Source organism: Proteus sp. TJ1640 (genome assembly GCF_003144445.1).
Lineage (GTDB): Bacteria > Pseudomonadota > Gammaproteobacteria > Enterobacterales > Enterobacteriaceae > Proteus > Proteus penneri.
Genome location: NZ_PENY01000022.1, coordinates 43,918 through 58,928, shown reverse-complemented (window position 1 = coordinate 58,928; position 15,011 = coordinate 43,918). Strand labels below are relative to the sequence as shown.

12 protein-coding genes and 5 tRNA genes are annotated in these 15,011 nt (G+C 38.9%); 7 read left to right on the top strand and 10 right to left on the bottom strand.

Annotated elements, in window-relative coordinates; translation table 11 throughout:
* The first annotated feature begins 1 nt into the window (after position 1).
* Entirely contained in the window at positions 2 to 1,912 is a 1,911-nt protein-coding gene (recD, locus tag DK861_RS09715; protein ID WP_109399957.1) for an exodeoxyribonuclease V subunit alpha, read from the top strand.
* A 69-nt stretch (positions 1,913 to 1,981) separates the two neighbouring features.
* Here the strand turns inward: recD and argA are convergent, their stop codons facing one another.
* Complete coding sequence (gene argA, locus DK861_RS09710) at positions 1,982 to 3,316, bottom strand: amino-acid N-acetyltransferase (protein ID WP_109399956.1); 1,335 nt, start codon at positions 3,314 to 3,316, stop codon at positions 1,982 to 1,984.
* Between the two features lie 240 nt (positions 3,317 to 3,556).
* On the opposite strand from argA, the gene amiC reads away from it, so the two are divergent.
* Entirely contained in the window at positions 3,557 to 4,819 is a 1,263-nt protein-coding gene (gene amiC, locus DK861_RS09705; RefSeq protein WP_109399955.1) for an N-acetylmuramoyl-L-alanine amidase AmiC, read from the top strand.
* A gap of 213 nt (positions 4,820 to 5,032) precedes the next feature.
* Here amiC and DK861_RS09700 read toward each other — a convergent pair.
* From DK861_RS09700 to DK861_RS09680, 5 genes are all read right to left on the bottom strand, one after another.
* Positions 5,033 to 5,109: transfer RNA gene (locus DK861_RS09700), tRNA-Met, on the bottom strand.
* Between the two features lie 22 nt (positions 5,110 to 5,131).
* Positions 5,132 to 5,208 (bottom strand) — tRNA-Met (locus tag DK861_RS09695).
* A gap of 22 nt (positions 5,209 to 5,230) precedes the next feature.
* A tRNA-Met gene (locus tag DK861_RS09690) sits at positions 5,231 to 5,308 on the bottom strand.
* Between the two features lie 21 nt (positions 5,309 to 5,329).
* A tRNA-Met gene (locus tag DK861_RS09685) sits at positions 5,330 to 5,406 on the bottom strand.
* Positions 5,407 to 5,436: 30 nt separating this feature from the next.
* Positions 5,437 to 5,513 (bottom strand) — tRNA-Met (locus tag DK861_RS09680).
* Positions 5,514 to 5,806: 293 nt separating this feature from the next.
* Here DK861_RS09680 and mltA point away from each other — a divergent pair.
* Complete coding sequence (gene mltA / locus DK861_RS09675; protein ID WP_109399954.1) at positions 5,807 to 6,901, top strand: murein transglycosylase A; 1,095 nt, start codon at positions 5,807 to 5,809, stop codon at positions 6,899 to 6,901.
* 109 nt (positions 6,902 to 7,010) lie between these two features.
* A complete protein-coding gene (gene tcdA / locus DK861_RS09670) occupies positions 7,011 to 7,823 on the top strand; it encodes a tRNA cyclic N6-threonylcarbamoyladenosine(37) synthase TcdA (protein WP_006535932.1) in 813 nt (270 codons plus the stop codon).
* 113 nt (positions 7,824 to 7,936) lie between these two features.
* Here the strand turns inward: tcdA and csdE are convergent, their stop codons facing one another.
* Together csdE and csdA are read right to left on the bottom strand one after the other, a co-directional pair.
* Entirely contained in the window at positions 7,937 to 8,389 is a 453-nt protein-coding gene (gene csdE, locus DK861_RS09665) for a cysteine desulfurase sulfur acceptor subunit CsdE (protein WP_109399953.1), read from the bottom strand.
* A 5-nt stretch (positions 8,390 to 8,394) separates the two neighbouring features.
* Positions 8,395 to 9,606 carry a cysteine desulfurase CsdA gene (csdA, locus tag DK861_RS09660; protein WP_109399952.1) on the bottom strand — a complete coding sequence of 404 codons (1,212 nt, stop codon included), beginning with the start codon at positions 9,604 to 9,606 and terminating at the stop codon, positions 8,395 to 8,397.
* Positions 9,607 to 10,267: 661 nt separating this feature from the next.
* Here csdA and DK861_RS09655 point away from each other — a divergent pair.
* From DK861_RS09655 to rlmM, 3 genes are read left to right on the top strand one after another with little or no spacing between them, the layout of a single operon-like run.
* A complete protein-coding gene (locus DK861_RS09655; RefSeq protein ID WP_023582728.1) occupies positions 10,268 to 11,188 on the top strand; it encodes a transcriptional regulator GcvA in 921 nt (306 codons plus the stop codon).
* A gap of 43 nt (positions 11,189 to 11,231) precedes the next feature.
* On the top strand, positions 11,232 to 11,627 hold the full coding sequence (locus tag DK861_RS09650) for a DUF423 domain-containing protein (protein ID WP_036913817.1): 396 nt from the start codon (positions 11,232 to 11,234) through the stop codon (positions 11,625 to 11,627).
* Positions 11,620 to 12,717: a 23S rRNA (cytidine(2498)-2'-O)-methyltransferase RlmM gene (gene rlmM / locus DK861_RS09645; protein ID WP_109399951.1), complete on the top strand. Its 1,098-nt coding sequence runs from the start codon at positions 11,620 to 11,622 to the stop codon at positions 12,715 to 12,717. The genes DK861_RS09650 and rlmM overlap by 8 nt, the downstream gene beginning before the upstream one ends.
* Before the next feature lie 132 nt (positions 12,718 to 12,849).
* Here the strand turns inward: rlmM and xni are convergent, their stop codons facing one another.
* Both xni and ppnN read right to left on the bottom strand, forming a co-directional pair.
* Positions 12,850 to 13,599 carry a flap endonuclease Xni gene (xni, locus tag DK861_RS09640; RefSeq protein ID WP_109399950.1) on the bottom strand — a complete coding sequence of 250 codons (750 nt, stop codon included), beginning with the start codon at positions 13,597 to 13,599 and terminating at the stop codon, positions 12,850 to 12,852.
* Between the two features lie 6 nt (positions 13,600 to 13,605).
* Entirely contained in the window at positions 13,606 to 14,973 is a 1,368-nt protein-coding gene (ppnN, locus tag DK861_RS09635) for a nucleotide 5'-monophosphate nucleosidase PpnN (protein WP_109399949.1), read from the bottom strand.
* Positions 14,974 to 15,011 lie beyond the last annotated feature (38 nt).

Sequence of the window (15,011 nt, the reverse complement as noted above, 5' to 3'; positions counted from 1 at the left end):
AATGATCAAACTCTTAGAACATGCGATTACACAAAATTTATTACGACCTTTAGATCTTCGATTTGCACAAATGCTGGTTGAAGATGAAAACCCTATTTTACTGTTTGTATTTGCTTATTTGAGTGCTCAAACTGGAGCGGGTCATGTTTGTTTACCATTGAATATTATTCAAAAAGATCAATTATTCGATGGTAGACAAAAAGAGTTTGCACAAGAGATTTGGCAAAAAATGGGTAAGCCTTCTGCTAAAAAGATAGTAGAAGAGTTGACTCATTGTCATTGTGTTAATCAAAGTCGCGATTATTCCTCTTTTCCCATTATTTTAGATAATGAATATCTTTATCTACAAAGAATGTGGAGCTATGAAGAGAAAGTTGCTCAGTTTTTTAGGCGAGAGCAGGCTATTGTTGATATTGATGAAAATGAATTAATTAAAGTGCTCAACCAACTTTTTCCAGTAACGAAAGAAAATCAAGAAACAAATTGGCAAAAAGTGGCTGCCAGCGTTGCTATCACTAGCCCCATTTCCATTATTTCTGGCGGTCCAGGAACGGGAAAAACGACAACAGTTGCTAAAATTTTAGCCGCTTTTGTGATGCTCACATCGAATGAAAAGCCGATTATTCAATTAGCGGCTCCTACAGGTAAAGCGGCAGCGAGATTAACGGAATCTTTAGGTAACGCCTTAGCACAACTTAATTTAAGTGAAGAGGAAAATAAATGGATGCCAAAGCAGGCGCAAACTATTCATCGCTTATTAGGTGCCCAGCCTGAAAGTCAGCAAGTGCGCTACCATAAAGATAACCCATTACAGCTTGATATTTTAGTTGTTGATGAAGCCTCAATGGTTGATTTACCTATGATGGCGCGTTTGATTGATGCACTTCCCTTAAAATGTCACGTTATTTTCTTAGGAGATAAAGACCAACTTGCTTCTGTTGAGGCGGGGGCGGTATTAGGTGATATTTGTCGTTTTTCTGAAGATGGTTTCAGTCAAAAAAGATTTGATCAGATTAATCACTTAACCCAAGGTGAATTGGTTAAATCTACGGATACTATTCCAGTTTCTCAAACCCCAGTATCTGTCGTCAGTGATTCTCTGTGTCTATTACGTAAAAGCTATCGTTTTGGTGAAGATTCAGGCATAGGGCAACTGGCTTTTGCGGTTAATAAAGGGCAGACCAAAACAGCGATTACATTGCTAAAAAAAGCAGAGATTAGCCCACAACAGCTTGAAATAGTATTAGAGCCTCAAGATGTGAGCTTTATTGCTTTGGAATCAAAAGAAAGTTATTTACTGATGATTCAAGATGCCGTTAATGCCTATCGAGAATATCTCACATTAGTTTCCCAAAAAGCCTCACCTGATATTATTCTTAATGCATTTAACCAATACCGTTTATTGTGTGCACGAAGAGAAGGCCCTTTTGGTGTGAGTGGGTTAAATGACAGAATTGAAATGTTATTGCATCGCCAGCGATTGATCCGCCGTCCTACAAATAGTTATCAAAGTGATTATATTGGACGACCTATTATGATCCAAAGAAATGACAGTACATTAGGTCTGTTTAATGGTGATATTGGCATTATGCTCAATAATGATGAAGGTGAAATGAAGGCTTTTTTTCAGCTACCTGATGGAAAATTGAAAGCGATCCAACCGAGTCGATTACCACAACATGAAACCGCATATGTAATGACCGTGCATAAATCACAAGGTTCTGAATTTACCCATACAGCGTTAGTACTACCCGATAAATTTTCACCTGTTGTTAGTCGTGAATTGCTGTATACCGCATTAACACGCGCTAAAAAGAAGCTTTCTCTATATGCTTCAGAGTCTATGGTGAGAATGGCAATACAAACACGTATTCAACGTCGAAGTGGATTAATTGATAAATTACGTTATTAGCTGTTAGTTAATGATAGAAAATAAAAAGACAGGCATTGAGAGGGATCCTGTCTTTTTTATGCTTATTAATTACTCTTTACGTAAGTCTAAAATTAAAATTTTAGAACGACGTTGGTAATTATAAAGTGCCTGTTTTTCAATGGGTAGCTTATCAATTTCGGCAGGTTCAAATCCTTTTTCTTGAAACCAGTGTATGCTACGAGTTGTTAGAACAAACAGCTTTTCCAATCCTAATTGCTTAGCATGTGCTGAGATACGTTGTAGTAAAACCTCACCACGACAAGAGCTTCGATAATCTGGATGTACTGCAACACACGCCATTTCACCAATTTTTTCTGATGGATAAGGGTACAGTGCGGCACAGGCTATAGTCATATTATCGCGTTCAATAATAGTGAATTGGTCAATTTCAATTTCTAATTGTTCTCTTGAACGTCTGACTAAAATACCTTGCTGTTCTAATGGGCGAATAAGTTCGAGTATGCCACCAATATCATTAATATTTGCTCTACGAACTTTCTCTGCACTCTCCATGACGATTTGAGTACCAATACCATCGCGAGAGAATAATTCTTGAATAAGAGCACCATCAGATTGATAACTTAGTAAGTGGCTACGTTCTACACCTCGACGACAGGCTTTAACCGCTCCTCGCAAGAATCTTACTGTGCCTGAGTGGTAATCACCTTCTGTTTGTAGCTCTAGAATTTTATCTTCAGCTTGATTAGGTAGCAGTTCAGAAACAATGTGGCCTTCTTCATCGGCGACACCTTGAAATGAGCAAAAACCAATCAGTTTTTGTGCTTTAAGTTTTATTGCAAGCTGTGTTGCCACTTCTTCTGAGGTGAGATTAAAACTTTCACCGGTAACAGACACTGCAACAGGGCCAATTAATACAATAGCATTATTGTCTAACTGGCGATGAATAGCTTCTTCATCAATACGACGAATTTTCCCGCTATGACAGTAATCAACGCCATCATCAACCCCTAATGGCTGCGCGATAACAAAGTTACCACTGACAACATTAATATGAGCACCTTGTAATGGAGTATTGCTTAAACTCATTGATAGGCGAGCCGTAATATCGAGTTGCAATGTACCCGCAGCTTGTTTAACGATTTCTAAGGTTTTGCTATCTGTGATACGCGTATACTTATGATAAATCGGAGATATTTTTTGTACTTCAAGAGCTGCATCAATTTGTGGGCGAGCACCATAAACCACCACTAAACGAATACCTAGGCTGTGTAACAACCCAATATCATTAATGATGGATGGGAAATTTTCGTGAGCAATGGCTTCGCCACCCAACATAATGACAAATGTTTTGCCTCTATGTGCATTAATATACGGAACCGAGTGGCGGAATCCATCGACCAATTCGGTGCTACGCTCTTTCATAAAACCCTCTCAAGTGAATTTTTATTCGCATTTAATGTATTTTTATTCTTTTTGGAGAGGAATGGCAAGTAAAATCCTATCTTATTGTTTTCCCTGAAGGCAGAATATTCGTGTAAAAGTGAGTAATTGTGCTGTTTTTAAGTGACAGTGAAGTGTGGATTGGGTAAAGTTTTTTGTTCTTAACTTTTTTTATCTCTTTTTAGAGTTTATTGGCGTTAATCGTTTTTTTGGAATATTTTCATGAGTCATTCTGAGCACAATCAAACTCGTCGTCGTCTTGTTAAAGGAATTGGCGCGTTATTATTGTTAAGTGTTAGTCCTGTTGGTTTTGCTGCCACAGCATCTATTGTTGCTGTGAGGGTTTGGCCTGCCTCGACTTATACTCGCGTGACTATAGAATCCAGTACCCCACTGAAATATCGTCAGTTTGCATTATCAAATCCTGAACGTATTGTGGTGGATTTAGAAGGTATTCAACTTAATAGCGTGCTGAAAGGTGTCGCTAATCAGGTTCAGACTAGCGATCCGTATTTAAAGCTTATTCGCGTTGGTCAAAATACACCTAAAACAGTACGACTGGTATTTGAAGTAAAAACGCCTGTACAACCACAAATGTTTACGCTTAAACCTGTGGCTGAATTTAAAAACCGTTTGGTGTTAGATTTCTATCCAAGCCATGGTGCTGACACGGAAGACGATCCTCTCTTAGCACTATTGCGTGAATATAACGACGGTGATTTACAACAAGCAGTGCCAGCACAAACCGATACCCGTAAACCGGGTAGAGCAGGGCGAGATAGACCTATTATTATCATGATCGACCCTGGCCATGGTGGAGAAGATCCTGGGGCAATTGGTAAATATAAAACACGTGAAAAAGATGTGGTTTTACAAATTGCTCGTCGCTTAAGAACGCTTATTGATAAAGACGTCAAAATGAAGGCGTATATGACACGTAATGAAGATGTGTTTATTCCATTGACAGTGCGTGTTGCTAAAGCGCGAAAAATGCAGGCAGATTTATTTGTGTCTATCCATGCGGATGCGTTTACAAACCGTTCAGCAAGAGGTTCATCTGTTTTTGCATTATCAAAAACGGGCGCAACCAGTAATACGGCACGCTATCTTGCTCAAACACAAAATGAGTCTGACTTAATTGGTGGGGTGAGTAAAAGTGGCGATCGCTATGTAGACCATGCAATGCTCGATCTCGTACAAACTGCGACTATTAATGACAGCTTAAAATTTGGTAGCGAAGTGCTTAAGCTATTAGGTGGTATTAATAAACTGCATAAAAATAAAGTCGATCAGGCCGGTTTTGCGGTATTAAAAGCGCCTGAGATCCCCTCTATTTTAGTAGAGACTGCCTTTATCAGTAATATCGAAGAAGAGAAGAAACTGAAAACGGCTAAATTCCAGCAACAAATTGCAGAATCTATTTTCAAAGGGATCAAAGCTTATTTCGCTAATGGCGGTGAATTAACGTTAGCTGATCGTAGCTAATTTCTTTCTATATTCTTTTCTTATATTCCAGTGGAAAGCCAATATCATGCGCTTTCTATTGGCGTTTTTTATTGTATTTTAAGTGTAATAAATCTATCTAACACAATGGGTTATTGAGATAAAATAAATTTAATGTAGTAAATTTATGAGTGAGACGATTAGATTTGTAAATTAAGAGGAAAAGTAAAATAAGAAGAAACTTTGAAGAGAAATTGGTTGCGGGAGCTGGATTTGAACCAACGACCTTCGGGTTATGAGCCCGACGAGCTACCATGCTGCTCCATCCCGCGACTGAAATGTTGTTTATAGAATTGGTTGCGGGAGCTGGATTTGAACCAACGACCTTCGGGTTATGAGCCCGACGAGCTACCATGCTGCTCCATCCCGCGACTGAATTGTTGTTTATAGAATTGGTTGCGGGAGCTGGATTTGAACCAACGACCTTCGGGTTATGAGCCCGACGAGCTACCATGCTGCTCCATCCCGCCACTGAATTGTTGTTTATAGAATTGGTTGCGGGAGCTGGATTTGAACCAACGACCTTCGGGTTATGAGCCCGACGAGCTACCATGCTGCTCCATCCCGCGACTGATACTATAACTTACTGCTTTGTGAATTGGTTGCGGGGGCCAGATTTGAACTGACGACCTTCGGGTTATGAGCCCGACGAGCTACCAAGCTGCTCCACCCCGCGTCTCCACAGAGGGGCACTATACTCAGGATCTGCCGAGTTGCAAGTTTTTTATGAAATTTTTACAGTTTTCTTTTAAAAACGGTCAGAAATAACACATCAAGATGTAAATTTAGGCAGTTATACTCGTCATGCTTCAAATTATTTAGCGTATATACTTGATGTTTAAAAGTCATATTGATTGGGTGATAATAGAAAGCCTTAACAATTAGTATAATCGTATATTTATTGATTTTGCTTTGGTATCTTTCTAACTCAAAATCGACACTCAAATTTAGTTATTAAGCGGGTCAAAAATGGTTACTTGGCGAAAATCGTTAATTTTAGGTATGTTAGCGCTTGCCTTGACAGGATGTCATCGTCCAACAGAGCAAGGGCAACAGTATAAAGATGGAAAGCTTAAGCAAGATCTCATTGAAGTAAGTTCGCCAAACACACAAGGTACACCGATTAATGGCCCTGATTACTTACAACAAGTAAGTCAGATAAACCAAACATCATCTCGTTTGTATAATAGCAACAAAGAGACTTATCAGGCGGTTGAAAACTGGCTACGTTCTGGTGCAGATACTCGTCAATTACGTCAATTTAATCTTTCTGCATTTCAAATGGAAGGGGTTGATAACTACGGTAATGTTCAATTTACTGGTTATTATACGCCAGTCCTTGAAGCTCGTTTAACTCGACAAGGTGAATTCCAATATCCTCTTTATAGAATGCCTACTAATAGTCGTTCAAAATTACCTTCTCGTGCTGCTATTTATAATGGTGCATTAAGCCCATCTTTAATTGCAGCGTACAGTAACTCCATTATGGATAATTTTATGATGGAAGTTCAGGGAAGTGGTTATGTTGATTTCGGTGATGGTAAACCTTTAACGTTCTTTGGTTATGCCGGGAAAAACGGACACCCTTATCGTAGTATTGGCAAAGTACTTATTGATAATGGCGAAGTAGAAAAAAAAGATATGTCGATGCTCGCTATTAGAGATTGGGCTGATAAGCACAATGATGCTGAAGTGAGAAAATTATTAGAAGAAAACCCATCGTTTGTTTTTTTCAAACCAGAACCTTTTACACCTGTTAGAGGTGCCAGTGCTATCCCACTTGTTGCACTTGCCTCTGTGGCTTCTGACAGAAGTATTATTCCAGCCGGAACGGTGTTACTTGCTGAAATTCCTGTACTTGATAATACGGGTAAATTTACAGGTGAATATCAAATGCGTTTAATGGTGGCATTAGATGTAGGCGGAGCAATTAAAGGCCATCATTTCGATATTTATCATGGAATTGGTAAAGATGCTGGCCATATGGCAGGTTTCTATAATCATTATGGGCGTGTTTGGGTATTAAAAAAATCACAGCTTAACTTGCTAAATCCTTCGTCATAAAACGATTTACTCTTTATCCGCTCGTTATAAACGGTAAAATTATACACACGACATGGCTATTGATATGAATAGCCATAATTATTTCTGTTATTTAGGTTGTTATCGCACCATGCAAAATTCATTATCAGATTCATATTTACAACGCTTTTCTGGGATCGGGCGACTCTATGGGCAAAAAGCATTGTCTTATTTTGCTCAGGCCCATATCTGTGTCGTGGGTATAGGTGGGGTCGGTAGTTGGGCGGCTGAAGCATTAGCACGCAGTGGTATTGGTGCTATCACCTTAATTGATATGGATGATGTGTGTGTGACGAACACTAATCGTCAAATACATGCGTTGAAAGAAAGCGTGGGGCAGCCCAAATGCGACGTGATGAAACAACGTATTTTAGAAATCAACCCAGAATGCAAAGTGACCAGTATTGATGACTTTATCACAGTTGATAATGTTGCTGAAATGATGAATAACAACTTCGATTATGTCATTGATGCTATTGATAGTGTAAGGCCAAAAGCTGCATTATTAGCGTATTGTCGCCGTTATAAAATTCCAGTGATCACCACGGGTGGTGCTGGTGGGCAAATTGATCCAACCCAAATTCAAGTGGTTGATTTAGCAAAAACAATTCAAGATCCTTTAGCGGCTAAATTAAGAGAGCGTTTGAAATCTGATTTTAATGTTGTAAAAAATAGTAAGGGGAAATTAGGGATCGACTGTGTTTTCTCAACAGAACAATTAGTTTATCCACAAGGCGATGGTACGGTTTGTGCGGCAAAAAGTACGGCGGATGGTGTGAAACGAATGGATTGTTCAGCCGGTTTTGGCGCAGTAACGATGGTAACAGCGTCGTTTGGTTTTATTGCGGTATCTCATGCGTTGAAGAAGATGCTAGCGAAGGCACAGCGTACTCGTCATATTTGAAGTTGTCGTGTTGTTGACGGTGCTCCATCGCACTAGTCGCATACTTGTGTATGTTCCTAGTGACTCATTTACTTGTCGCCTAGCTACATCTTGAATTATTTAGAGTATAAAACTTAATACTGTGAGGTAATTGATTTCAACCGTGCGATAATCGCATTCACGCCGTCCGTGCGAGATTGGCTAATTTGATTAGCCAATCCTAATTGATCAAAAATAGCTAACATATCGATATCAGCTATTTCTTGCGCTGTTTTATTTTCAACAGCGGTTAAAATAATAGTCAATAAGCCTTTTACAATACGACCATCACTATCACCATAAATATGGTATTTGCCGTCATTATTTAATTCGACACCTAACCACACTCTGTTCTCACATCCCTTGATCTCTTTTTCTGTTGTTTTTAATTCATCAGGTAATGCGGGTAATTTACGTGAGAGTTGAATTAATTGACGATATTTGTCTTCCCACGCTTTTAATTTTTGGAAATCATTAAGTAATGCTTCTAAAGTGATTTCATGACCAAATGGGTGCTGAGTTGCAAGCAGAGGTGTGTTGTTATTCATTTCAATTATTCATCTTTTAAGAGTGTTAGAGCAAATTTAACGGCATTAATAAAAACATCAATATCAGCGTGTTGATTATAAGGCATAAAAGAAATGCGTAAACAGCCTGAAATGTTTAATGAATCAATAAGAGGCTGTGCGCAGTGTTGCCCTGTGCGTAATGCAATACCTTTCTCTGTGATTAATGTTGCTAAATCACTATGATGAACACCTTCGAAATTGAAGGAAACAACCGATGAATTGGCCGCTCGATAACTAATAAAACCATTTAACTCACTGAGACGTTTTTCTGCTTCTTTTGCAAGCTCAAGAGCATATTGATTAGCCTGATGCATATTTTGTTTTTCTAACCATGCTAATGTGGCTGAAAATGCAATAACACCTGCAACATTAGGTGTTCCCGCTTCAAAGCGTTGAGGAATAGCGGCTGGAGTAAACCCATCAAATGTGACGTGAGCTAGCATCTTTCCACCACCATGCCAAGGAGCCATATCTTCTAAATATTTTCGTTTGCCATAACAAACACCTAATCCATTAGGGCCATAGAGTTTATGAGCGGAAAAAACATAGAAATCGATATCAAGTGCTGTGACATCCGTTGGGTGATGCACAATACCTTGCGCACCATCGACAACCAATAAGCAATTATCATGTTGATGAACGCATTGAGACACCTTATCTAATGCAATTTGAGCACCTGTTACATTCGACATTTGGCTAACAGCGACAATTCGTGTCCGCTTATTGATTAAAGCATTTAAGCTATTAATTGAAGGTAAAAAATGATCCTCAATTGCCCAGCGGATCACTCGTGCGCCCGTTTGTTCGGCCAGTATCAACCAAGGAATAAGGTTTGCATGATGTTCTTGCTCACTAACAATTATTTCATCACCAGCTTGTAAGCGTGGACGAAAATAGCCTTGAGCAATCAGGTTGAGTGATTCTGTGGTGCCTTTTGTCCAAATAATCGTATCACTATCAGCACTATTGATTAATTTGGCAACTTGTTGACGCGTCCCCTCATATTGTTGCGTTGTTTCCCTAGCATGCTGATATTGGCTACGGTGTACCGTTGCAAAATTGTGGCGATAAAAATTATCGGAGGCTTCTATCATCGCAAGAGGCTTTAATGCCGTAGCTGCGCTATCAAGATACACTGTGTTTGCTTCAAGAGCAGGAAATTGTTGTCGAAATAATTCAGGGGAAAATACGTTCATAATTATGCTGTGTTGGTAGATGAATAACGTTTCGTCATTTGTAGTAAAAATAGGGCGTATAGATTATACGGTTAATTATATTTATTTATAATGAAAAACTAAGAACATCTGTTTATAGCATGATAGTGCGCCCATAATAACACGATAAAGATGGCGAAAATTCACTCAATAAAAAATCACAGATAGTAGATTTATCATATGTTTTTTCTTTAATTTAATCATTTTAAAGAGAATATGATGCATTTTTCAGAACATTGACAATAAATTTATTGTGAAGAAAAGATGAAAACATCAAAAGTGGGTGTATAGAAGATGAAAAGTTAGATAAAAATAGGGAATAAAAAAAGCACCGCCTTGGCGGTGCACTATAAAATCACTATGGACAGACAGGGTAAATGTACAGGAAGTGAAAAAAAACAGTAGCATCAGCTACTAAGTCTGGAATTTCCAGACAACTTGCAAACACAACATCACAACCACAAAGCCAAAAGTTTTGCAGTATTACTACTACACAACTTTTCGTTCCGGCTTAGGAAGTGCGCTTACTATAGGTATTTACTGGCTAATCATCAAGGGACAATTTATAATGCTTCGCATAAAAAAAACTAATGATGAAAGTTAGGGTCTACTAATAGCCAAAATAGGGGTTTAAGAACCGAATATGTCTAAACGTTTACCGCCATTAAATGCGCTTAGGGTTTTTGATTCAGCGGCACGTCATTTAAGTTTTACTAAAGCCGCTGAAGAATTATTTGTGACACAAGCAGCAGTGAGCCACCAAATTAAAACATTAGAAGAATTCCTTGGGCTAAAATTATTTAGAAGACGTAACCGTTCTCTTTTATTAACGGAAGAAGGGCAGAGTTATTACCTCGATATTAAGGAAATTTTTTCATCAATTAACGAGGCAACTCGCAAATTATTAGCTAGAAGCGCGAAAGGCGCACTTACCGTTAGCCTTTCTCCAAGTTTTGCGATTCAATGGTTAGTACCTCGGTTATCTGGTTTTAACCAAGCTTATCCGGGAATTGATGTGCGAATTCAAGCTGTTGATAGAGAAGAAGATAAACTGGCTGATGATGTTGATGTCGCCATTTTTTATGGTCGAGGTAATTGGACTGGGTTGCGTACAGACCGTCTTTATGCAGAATATTTAATTCCTGTTTGTGCACCATCTTTACTTACAGGTGAAAAACCACTAAAAACCCCATCCGATCTGATTTATCATACACTGCTACATGATACATCTCGTCGAGATTGGCAAGCTTATGTACGCCAATTAGAGATACAAAATCAGATAAATGTGCAGCAAGGCCCTATTTTTAGCCATAGTTCAATGGTGATACAGGCTGCTGTACATGGACAAGGTGTTGCATTGGTTAATAATGTCATGGCACGTAGTGAAATAGAATCAGGTCGATTAGTAAGACCTTTTCCAGATGTCCTTGTTAGTAAAAATGCATTTTATTTAGTTTGCCAAGATAGTCAGGCTGAATTGGGTAAGATTGCGGCTTTCCGCCAATGGATTTTATCTCAAGCAGCGAATGAGCAAGAAAAGCTGGGTTTACTAACATCATCTTAATATTGCGATTGGCAAATATCTTCTAGAGAGGAAGGAATAAACAGTGAATAGTCGTACATTGCTTATGTTTTCCGCGATTAGTGGCTTCTTTTATGTTGCTTTTGGTGCATTTGCAACTCATAAGCTTGCACCTCATTTATCGCCACAACATTGGGAATACATTCAGTTAGCGATGCGCTACCAAATCGTCCATACCTTATTACTTGTCGGAATTGCGGCAATGTTAATGCGTAAAACCATTTTATGGTTTTATTGGGCGGGTATTTTCTTTGGTGTTGGTATTCTACTTTTCAGTGGTAGCCTTTATTGTATGGCGCTAACACAAGTTAGATTGTTATCTTATTTTACGCCAATTGGTGGATTTAGTTTTCTTATTGGTTGGGCATTAATTTTTATTGGCGCTTTGCGTCTAAGGGCACCGGCGTCTCGCCATGAATAAAGTTGCATTATATTGTCGCCAAGGTTTTGAAAAAGAGTGCGCGGCTGAGATTACGGATAAAGCAGGTCAAATCGGCGTTTATGGCTTTCCTCGTGTTAAAGAAGGAAGTGGTTATGTGATCTTTGAATGTTACCAAGAAGGTGATGCAGATAAGATTGCGCGTGATGTGAGTTTCCGTGAATTAATTTTTGCTCGTCAAATGTTTGTGACAGGTGAATTACTTAAAGATTTACCACCAGAAGATAGAATTACACCGATTGTTGGAATGCTAAAAGGTGCTGTTGAAAAAGCAGGTGAACTTCGAGTTGAAGTTGCAGACACTAACGAAAGCAAAGAATTATTAAAATTCTGCCGTAAATTTACGGTGCCATTACGTAATCATTTACGTAATGATAAAATATTGTTGAAAGTAGAGAATTTTAGCCGTCCTGTTGTTCATGTGTTTTTTATTGCGCCGGGATGTTGTTATGTTGGCTATTCCTATAGTTTTAATAATTCCCCATTTTATATGGGTATTCCTCGATTAAAATTCCCATCAGATGCGCCAAGTCGTTCGACATTAAAACTTGAAGAAGCATTTCATATTTTCATTCCTTATGAGGAGTGGGAAGAGCGTTTAGCAAGTGGAATGAAAGCGGTCGATTTAGGCGCATGCCCCGGTGGTTGGACTTATCAATTAGTAAAACGCAGTATGATGGTGCATGCTGTTGATAATGGGCCAATGGCACAATCTTTAATGGATACAGGGCAAGTTCGTCATCACCAAGTAGATGGTTTTAAATTTGAACCTACCTCTAAAAATATCACATGGCTTGTTTGCGATATGGTTGAAAAACCAGCTAAAGTTGCTGCGTTAATGACAACTTGGATTGCTAATGAATGGTGTCGTGAAGCAATCTTTAACCTAAAATTACCAATGAAAAAGCGTTATGAAGAAGTCTCTCATATCCTTGAAAAAATAAAGTCAGAATTAGCGGAAAAAGGGATTAACGTTAAGATCCAAGCTAAGCATCTTTATCATGATAGAGAAGAGATAACGGTTCATATACAAAATATTTGGGCCGCTTATCGACCCGATCGTGAATTCTAAAAACGCTCAAATTACATCGGTGTATTGATAACGATAAAAGGCTAAGCTTATAAATAGAAGCTTAGCTTTTTTTAATGAGAGCGAGTTATTTAAAGATATTAGCTGGTTGTGTCTTAATGACTGGGAACTTGGCTATTTTAAACGCAACTGTTGTAGATTACCGTTTAATTGAATATCAGTGCGTAATGTCGTGATTTTCCGACTGATAAATGCAGACTCTTTATGAGTAGTAAGTTTGTTTTGCCATTTAGCAGGAACATCATCAATATGTTGATAGAGCGATTCTAGATCTGGATAGATTTGTAAAAGCTCGGTAGCACTTTTAGGGCCAATACCAGGAACTCCTACAACCTTACTGCTACTGACGCCCGTTAATCCCCAATAATCGGTAAGTTGAGATGGTTCGACACCAAATTCAGATCTAATAAATTCTAAATCTAACCAGCGTCGTTGAAAATAATCGCGTATACGAATAGAGGGAGAAAGTAATTGGCAATAACCTTTATCCGTTGAAATGATCGTGACTCGAAAACCTGCACTTGCCACTTTTGTTGCCAGTGTTGCTGCAACGTCATCTGCTTCATCACCACCTGAGTGCCAGCTTTGTATTCCTAAATTAAGTAACATTGCTTTAATTTTAGGTAATTGTTGTCGCAAATCATCAGGCATGGGTGTGCGACCCGCTTTATAATCGGGTAAGAGTTGATGTCGCCAACTACCCTCTCTATCATCTTCATCAAAGACCGCTACAGCATGGGTAGGTTGTGTGTGACCAAGCAGCTGATTGACACTCTGTTCACACACAGTTTGGCAAGAAGAACCTGATGCCGCATGAATGCGGCGGATCAGGTTTAAAGCATCAATAATCAGCAAATGTATCATAATAAATTAGCTGATAATTTCGTAACATGGTTGGTAAGCTGTACCCCCCGGAAGTTTCATTCGATGTTGCTCAACAAAGCCTGTTAATAAAATATCCATGCGACGCATAATTTCACGATCACCATGAATTTTATAAGGGCCGTAAGCTTCAATCGCTTTCATACCTACTTCTTTTACGTTACCAGCAACAATACCAGAGAATGCGCGACGTAAGTCAGCTGCTAATTTCTCAGGAGATTGATTGGTACTTAAGTTAAGCGATGCCATATTTTCATGTGTTGGCTCAAAAGGATGCTGTAAATCAGCATTGATTTTCATTGACCAATTAAAGCTATAAGCATCACCAGTACTACGACGATTATCTTTGACCAAAGGCATATATTTTTTCATGATACGAGCAACTTCAGGTGCATCATCAATAATAATTTGGTAATGACGTCGAGCTTCGTCGCCTAATGTATTGGCGATAAAGTCATCTAATACATTAAAGTACTCAGCACTCTCTTTAGGGCCAGTTAAAATCAGTGGTAATACTTGGTCTTGATTTTCTGGAGACATCAGAATACCAAGTAAATACAGCAATTCTTCTGCTGTTCCTACACCGCCAGGGAAAATAATAATTCCATGTCCAATTCGCACGAAAGATTCTAGACGCTTTTCAATATCTGGCATAATAATCAGTTCGTTAACTAATGGATTTGGTGGCTCAGCCGCAATGATTGAAGGCTCAGTCATACCAATAAAACGGCTATTTTTATAACGTTGTTGAGCGTGACCAACGGCAGCCCCTTTCATTGGTGCTTCCATCGCACCAGGTCCACAGCCTGTACAGATATTGAGTTCTCGTAACCCTAATTCGTTACCTACTTTTCTACCGTAAAGGTATTCTGTTTCATTGATTGAGTGACCACCCCAGCAAACGATCATGTTAGGATCTTCATCAATATGAAGGGCTCGTGCATTACGTAAAATCGAGAAAATTGTGTTAGTAATGTGAGTACTATTTTCTAAGTTCAGGTGAAGATCACGTTTGGCTGTTGTGATTTGCCCGTGAACAAACAATATGTCACGAAGCACAGCAAATAAGTTAGCTTGTAGTGAGCGAATAATTTTTCCATCAACAAAGGCGTCTTCAGGAGGATTGACTAACTCAAGTTTTACGCCTCGTTCACGGCGCAGTACGTTAATATCAAAATCTTGGTATTTAGATAACAGTTCTTTACTACTATCAGTGAGGCTACCAGAGTTGAGGACAGCAAGAGAACAATTACGAAACAGCTGATAAAGATCACTGCTTGCGGTTCTCTTTAGCATATCAACTTCTAGCTGTGAAAGCAGATCCATGGAACCTAATGGGCTGACATGAGTTATCACGTAGGACTCCTTTTTCTCCTGAAATAACAAACTGAAGT

Bases quoted from the DNA above. Each gene is read 5' to 3' on its own strand.
- recD (WP_109399957.1), top strand. From the start codon at position 2: ATGATCAAACTCTTAGAACATGCGATTACACAAAATTTATTACGACCT.
- argA (WP_109399956.1), bottom strand. From the start codon at position 3,316: ATGAAAGAGCGTAGCACCGAATTGGTCGATGGATTCCGCCACTCGGTT.
- amiC (WP_109399955.1), top strand. From the start codon at position 3,557: ATGAGTCATTCTGAGCACAATCAAACTCGTCGTCGTCTTGTTAAAGGA.
- mltA (WP_109399954.1), top strand. From the start codon at position 5,807: ATGGTTACTTGGCGAAAATCGTTAATTTTAGGTATGTTAGCGCTTGCC.
- tcdA (WP_006535932.1), top strand. From the start codon at position 7,011: ATGCAAAATTCATTATCAGATTCATATTTACAACGCTTTTCTGGGATC.
- csdE (WP_109399953.1), bottom strand. From the start codon at position 8,389: ATGAATAACAACACACCTCTGCTTGCAACTCAGCACCCATTTGGTCAT.
- csdA (WP_109399952.1), bottom strand. From the start codon at position 9,606: ATGAACGTATTTTCCCCTGAATTATTTCGACAACAATTTCCTGCTCTT.
- DK861_RS09655 (WP_023582728.1), top strand. From the start codon at position 10,268: ATGTCTAAACGTTTACCGCCATTAAATGCGCTTAGGGTTTTTGATTCA.
- rlmM (WP_109399951.1), top strand. From the start codon at position 11,620: ATGAATAAAGTTGCATTATATTGTCGCCAAGGTTTTGAAAAAGAGTGC.
- xni (WP_109399950.1), bottom strand. From the start codon at position 13,599: ATGATACATTTGCTGATTATTGATGCTTTAAACCTGATCCGCCGCATT.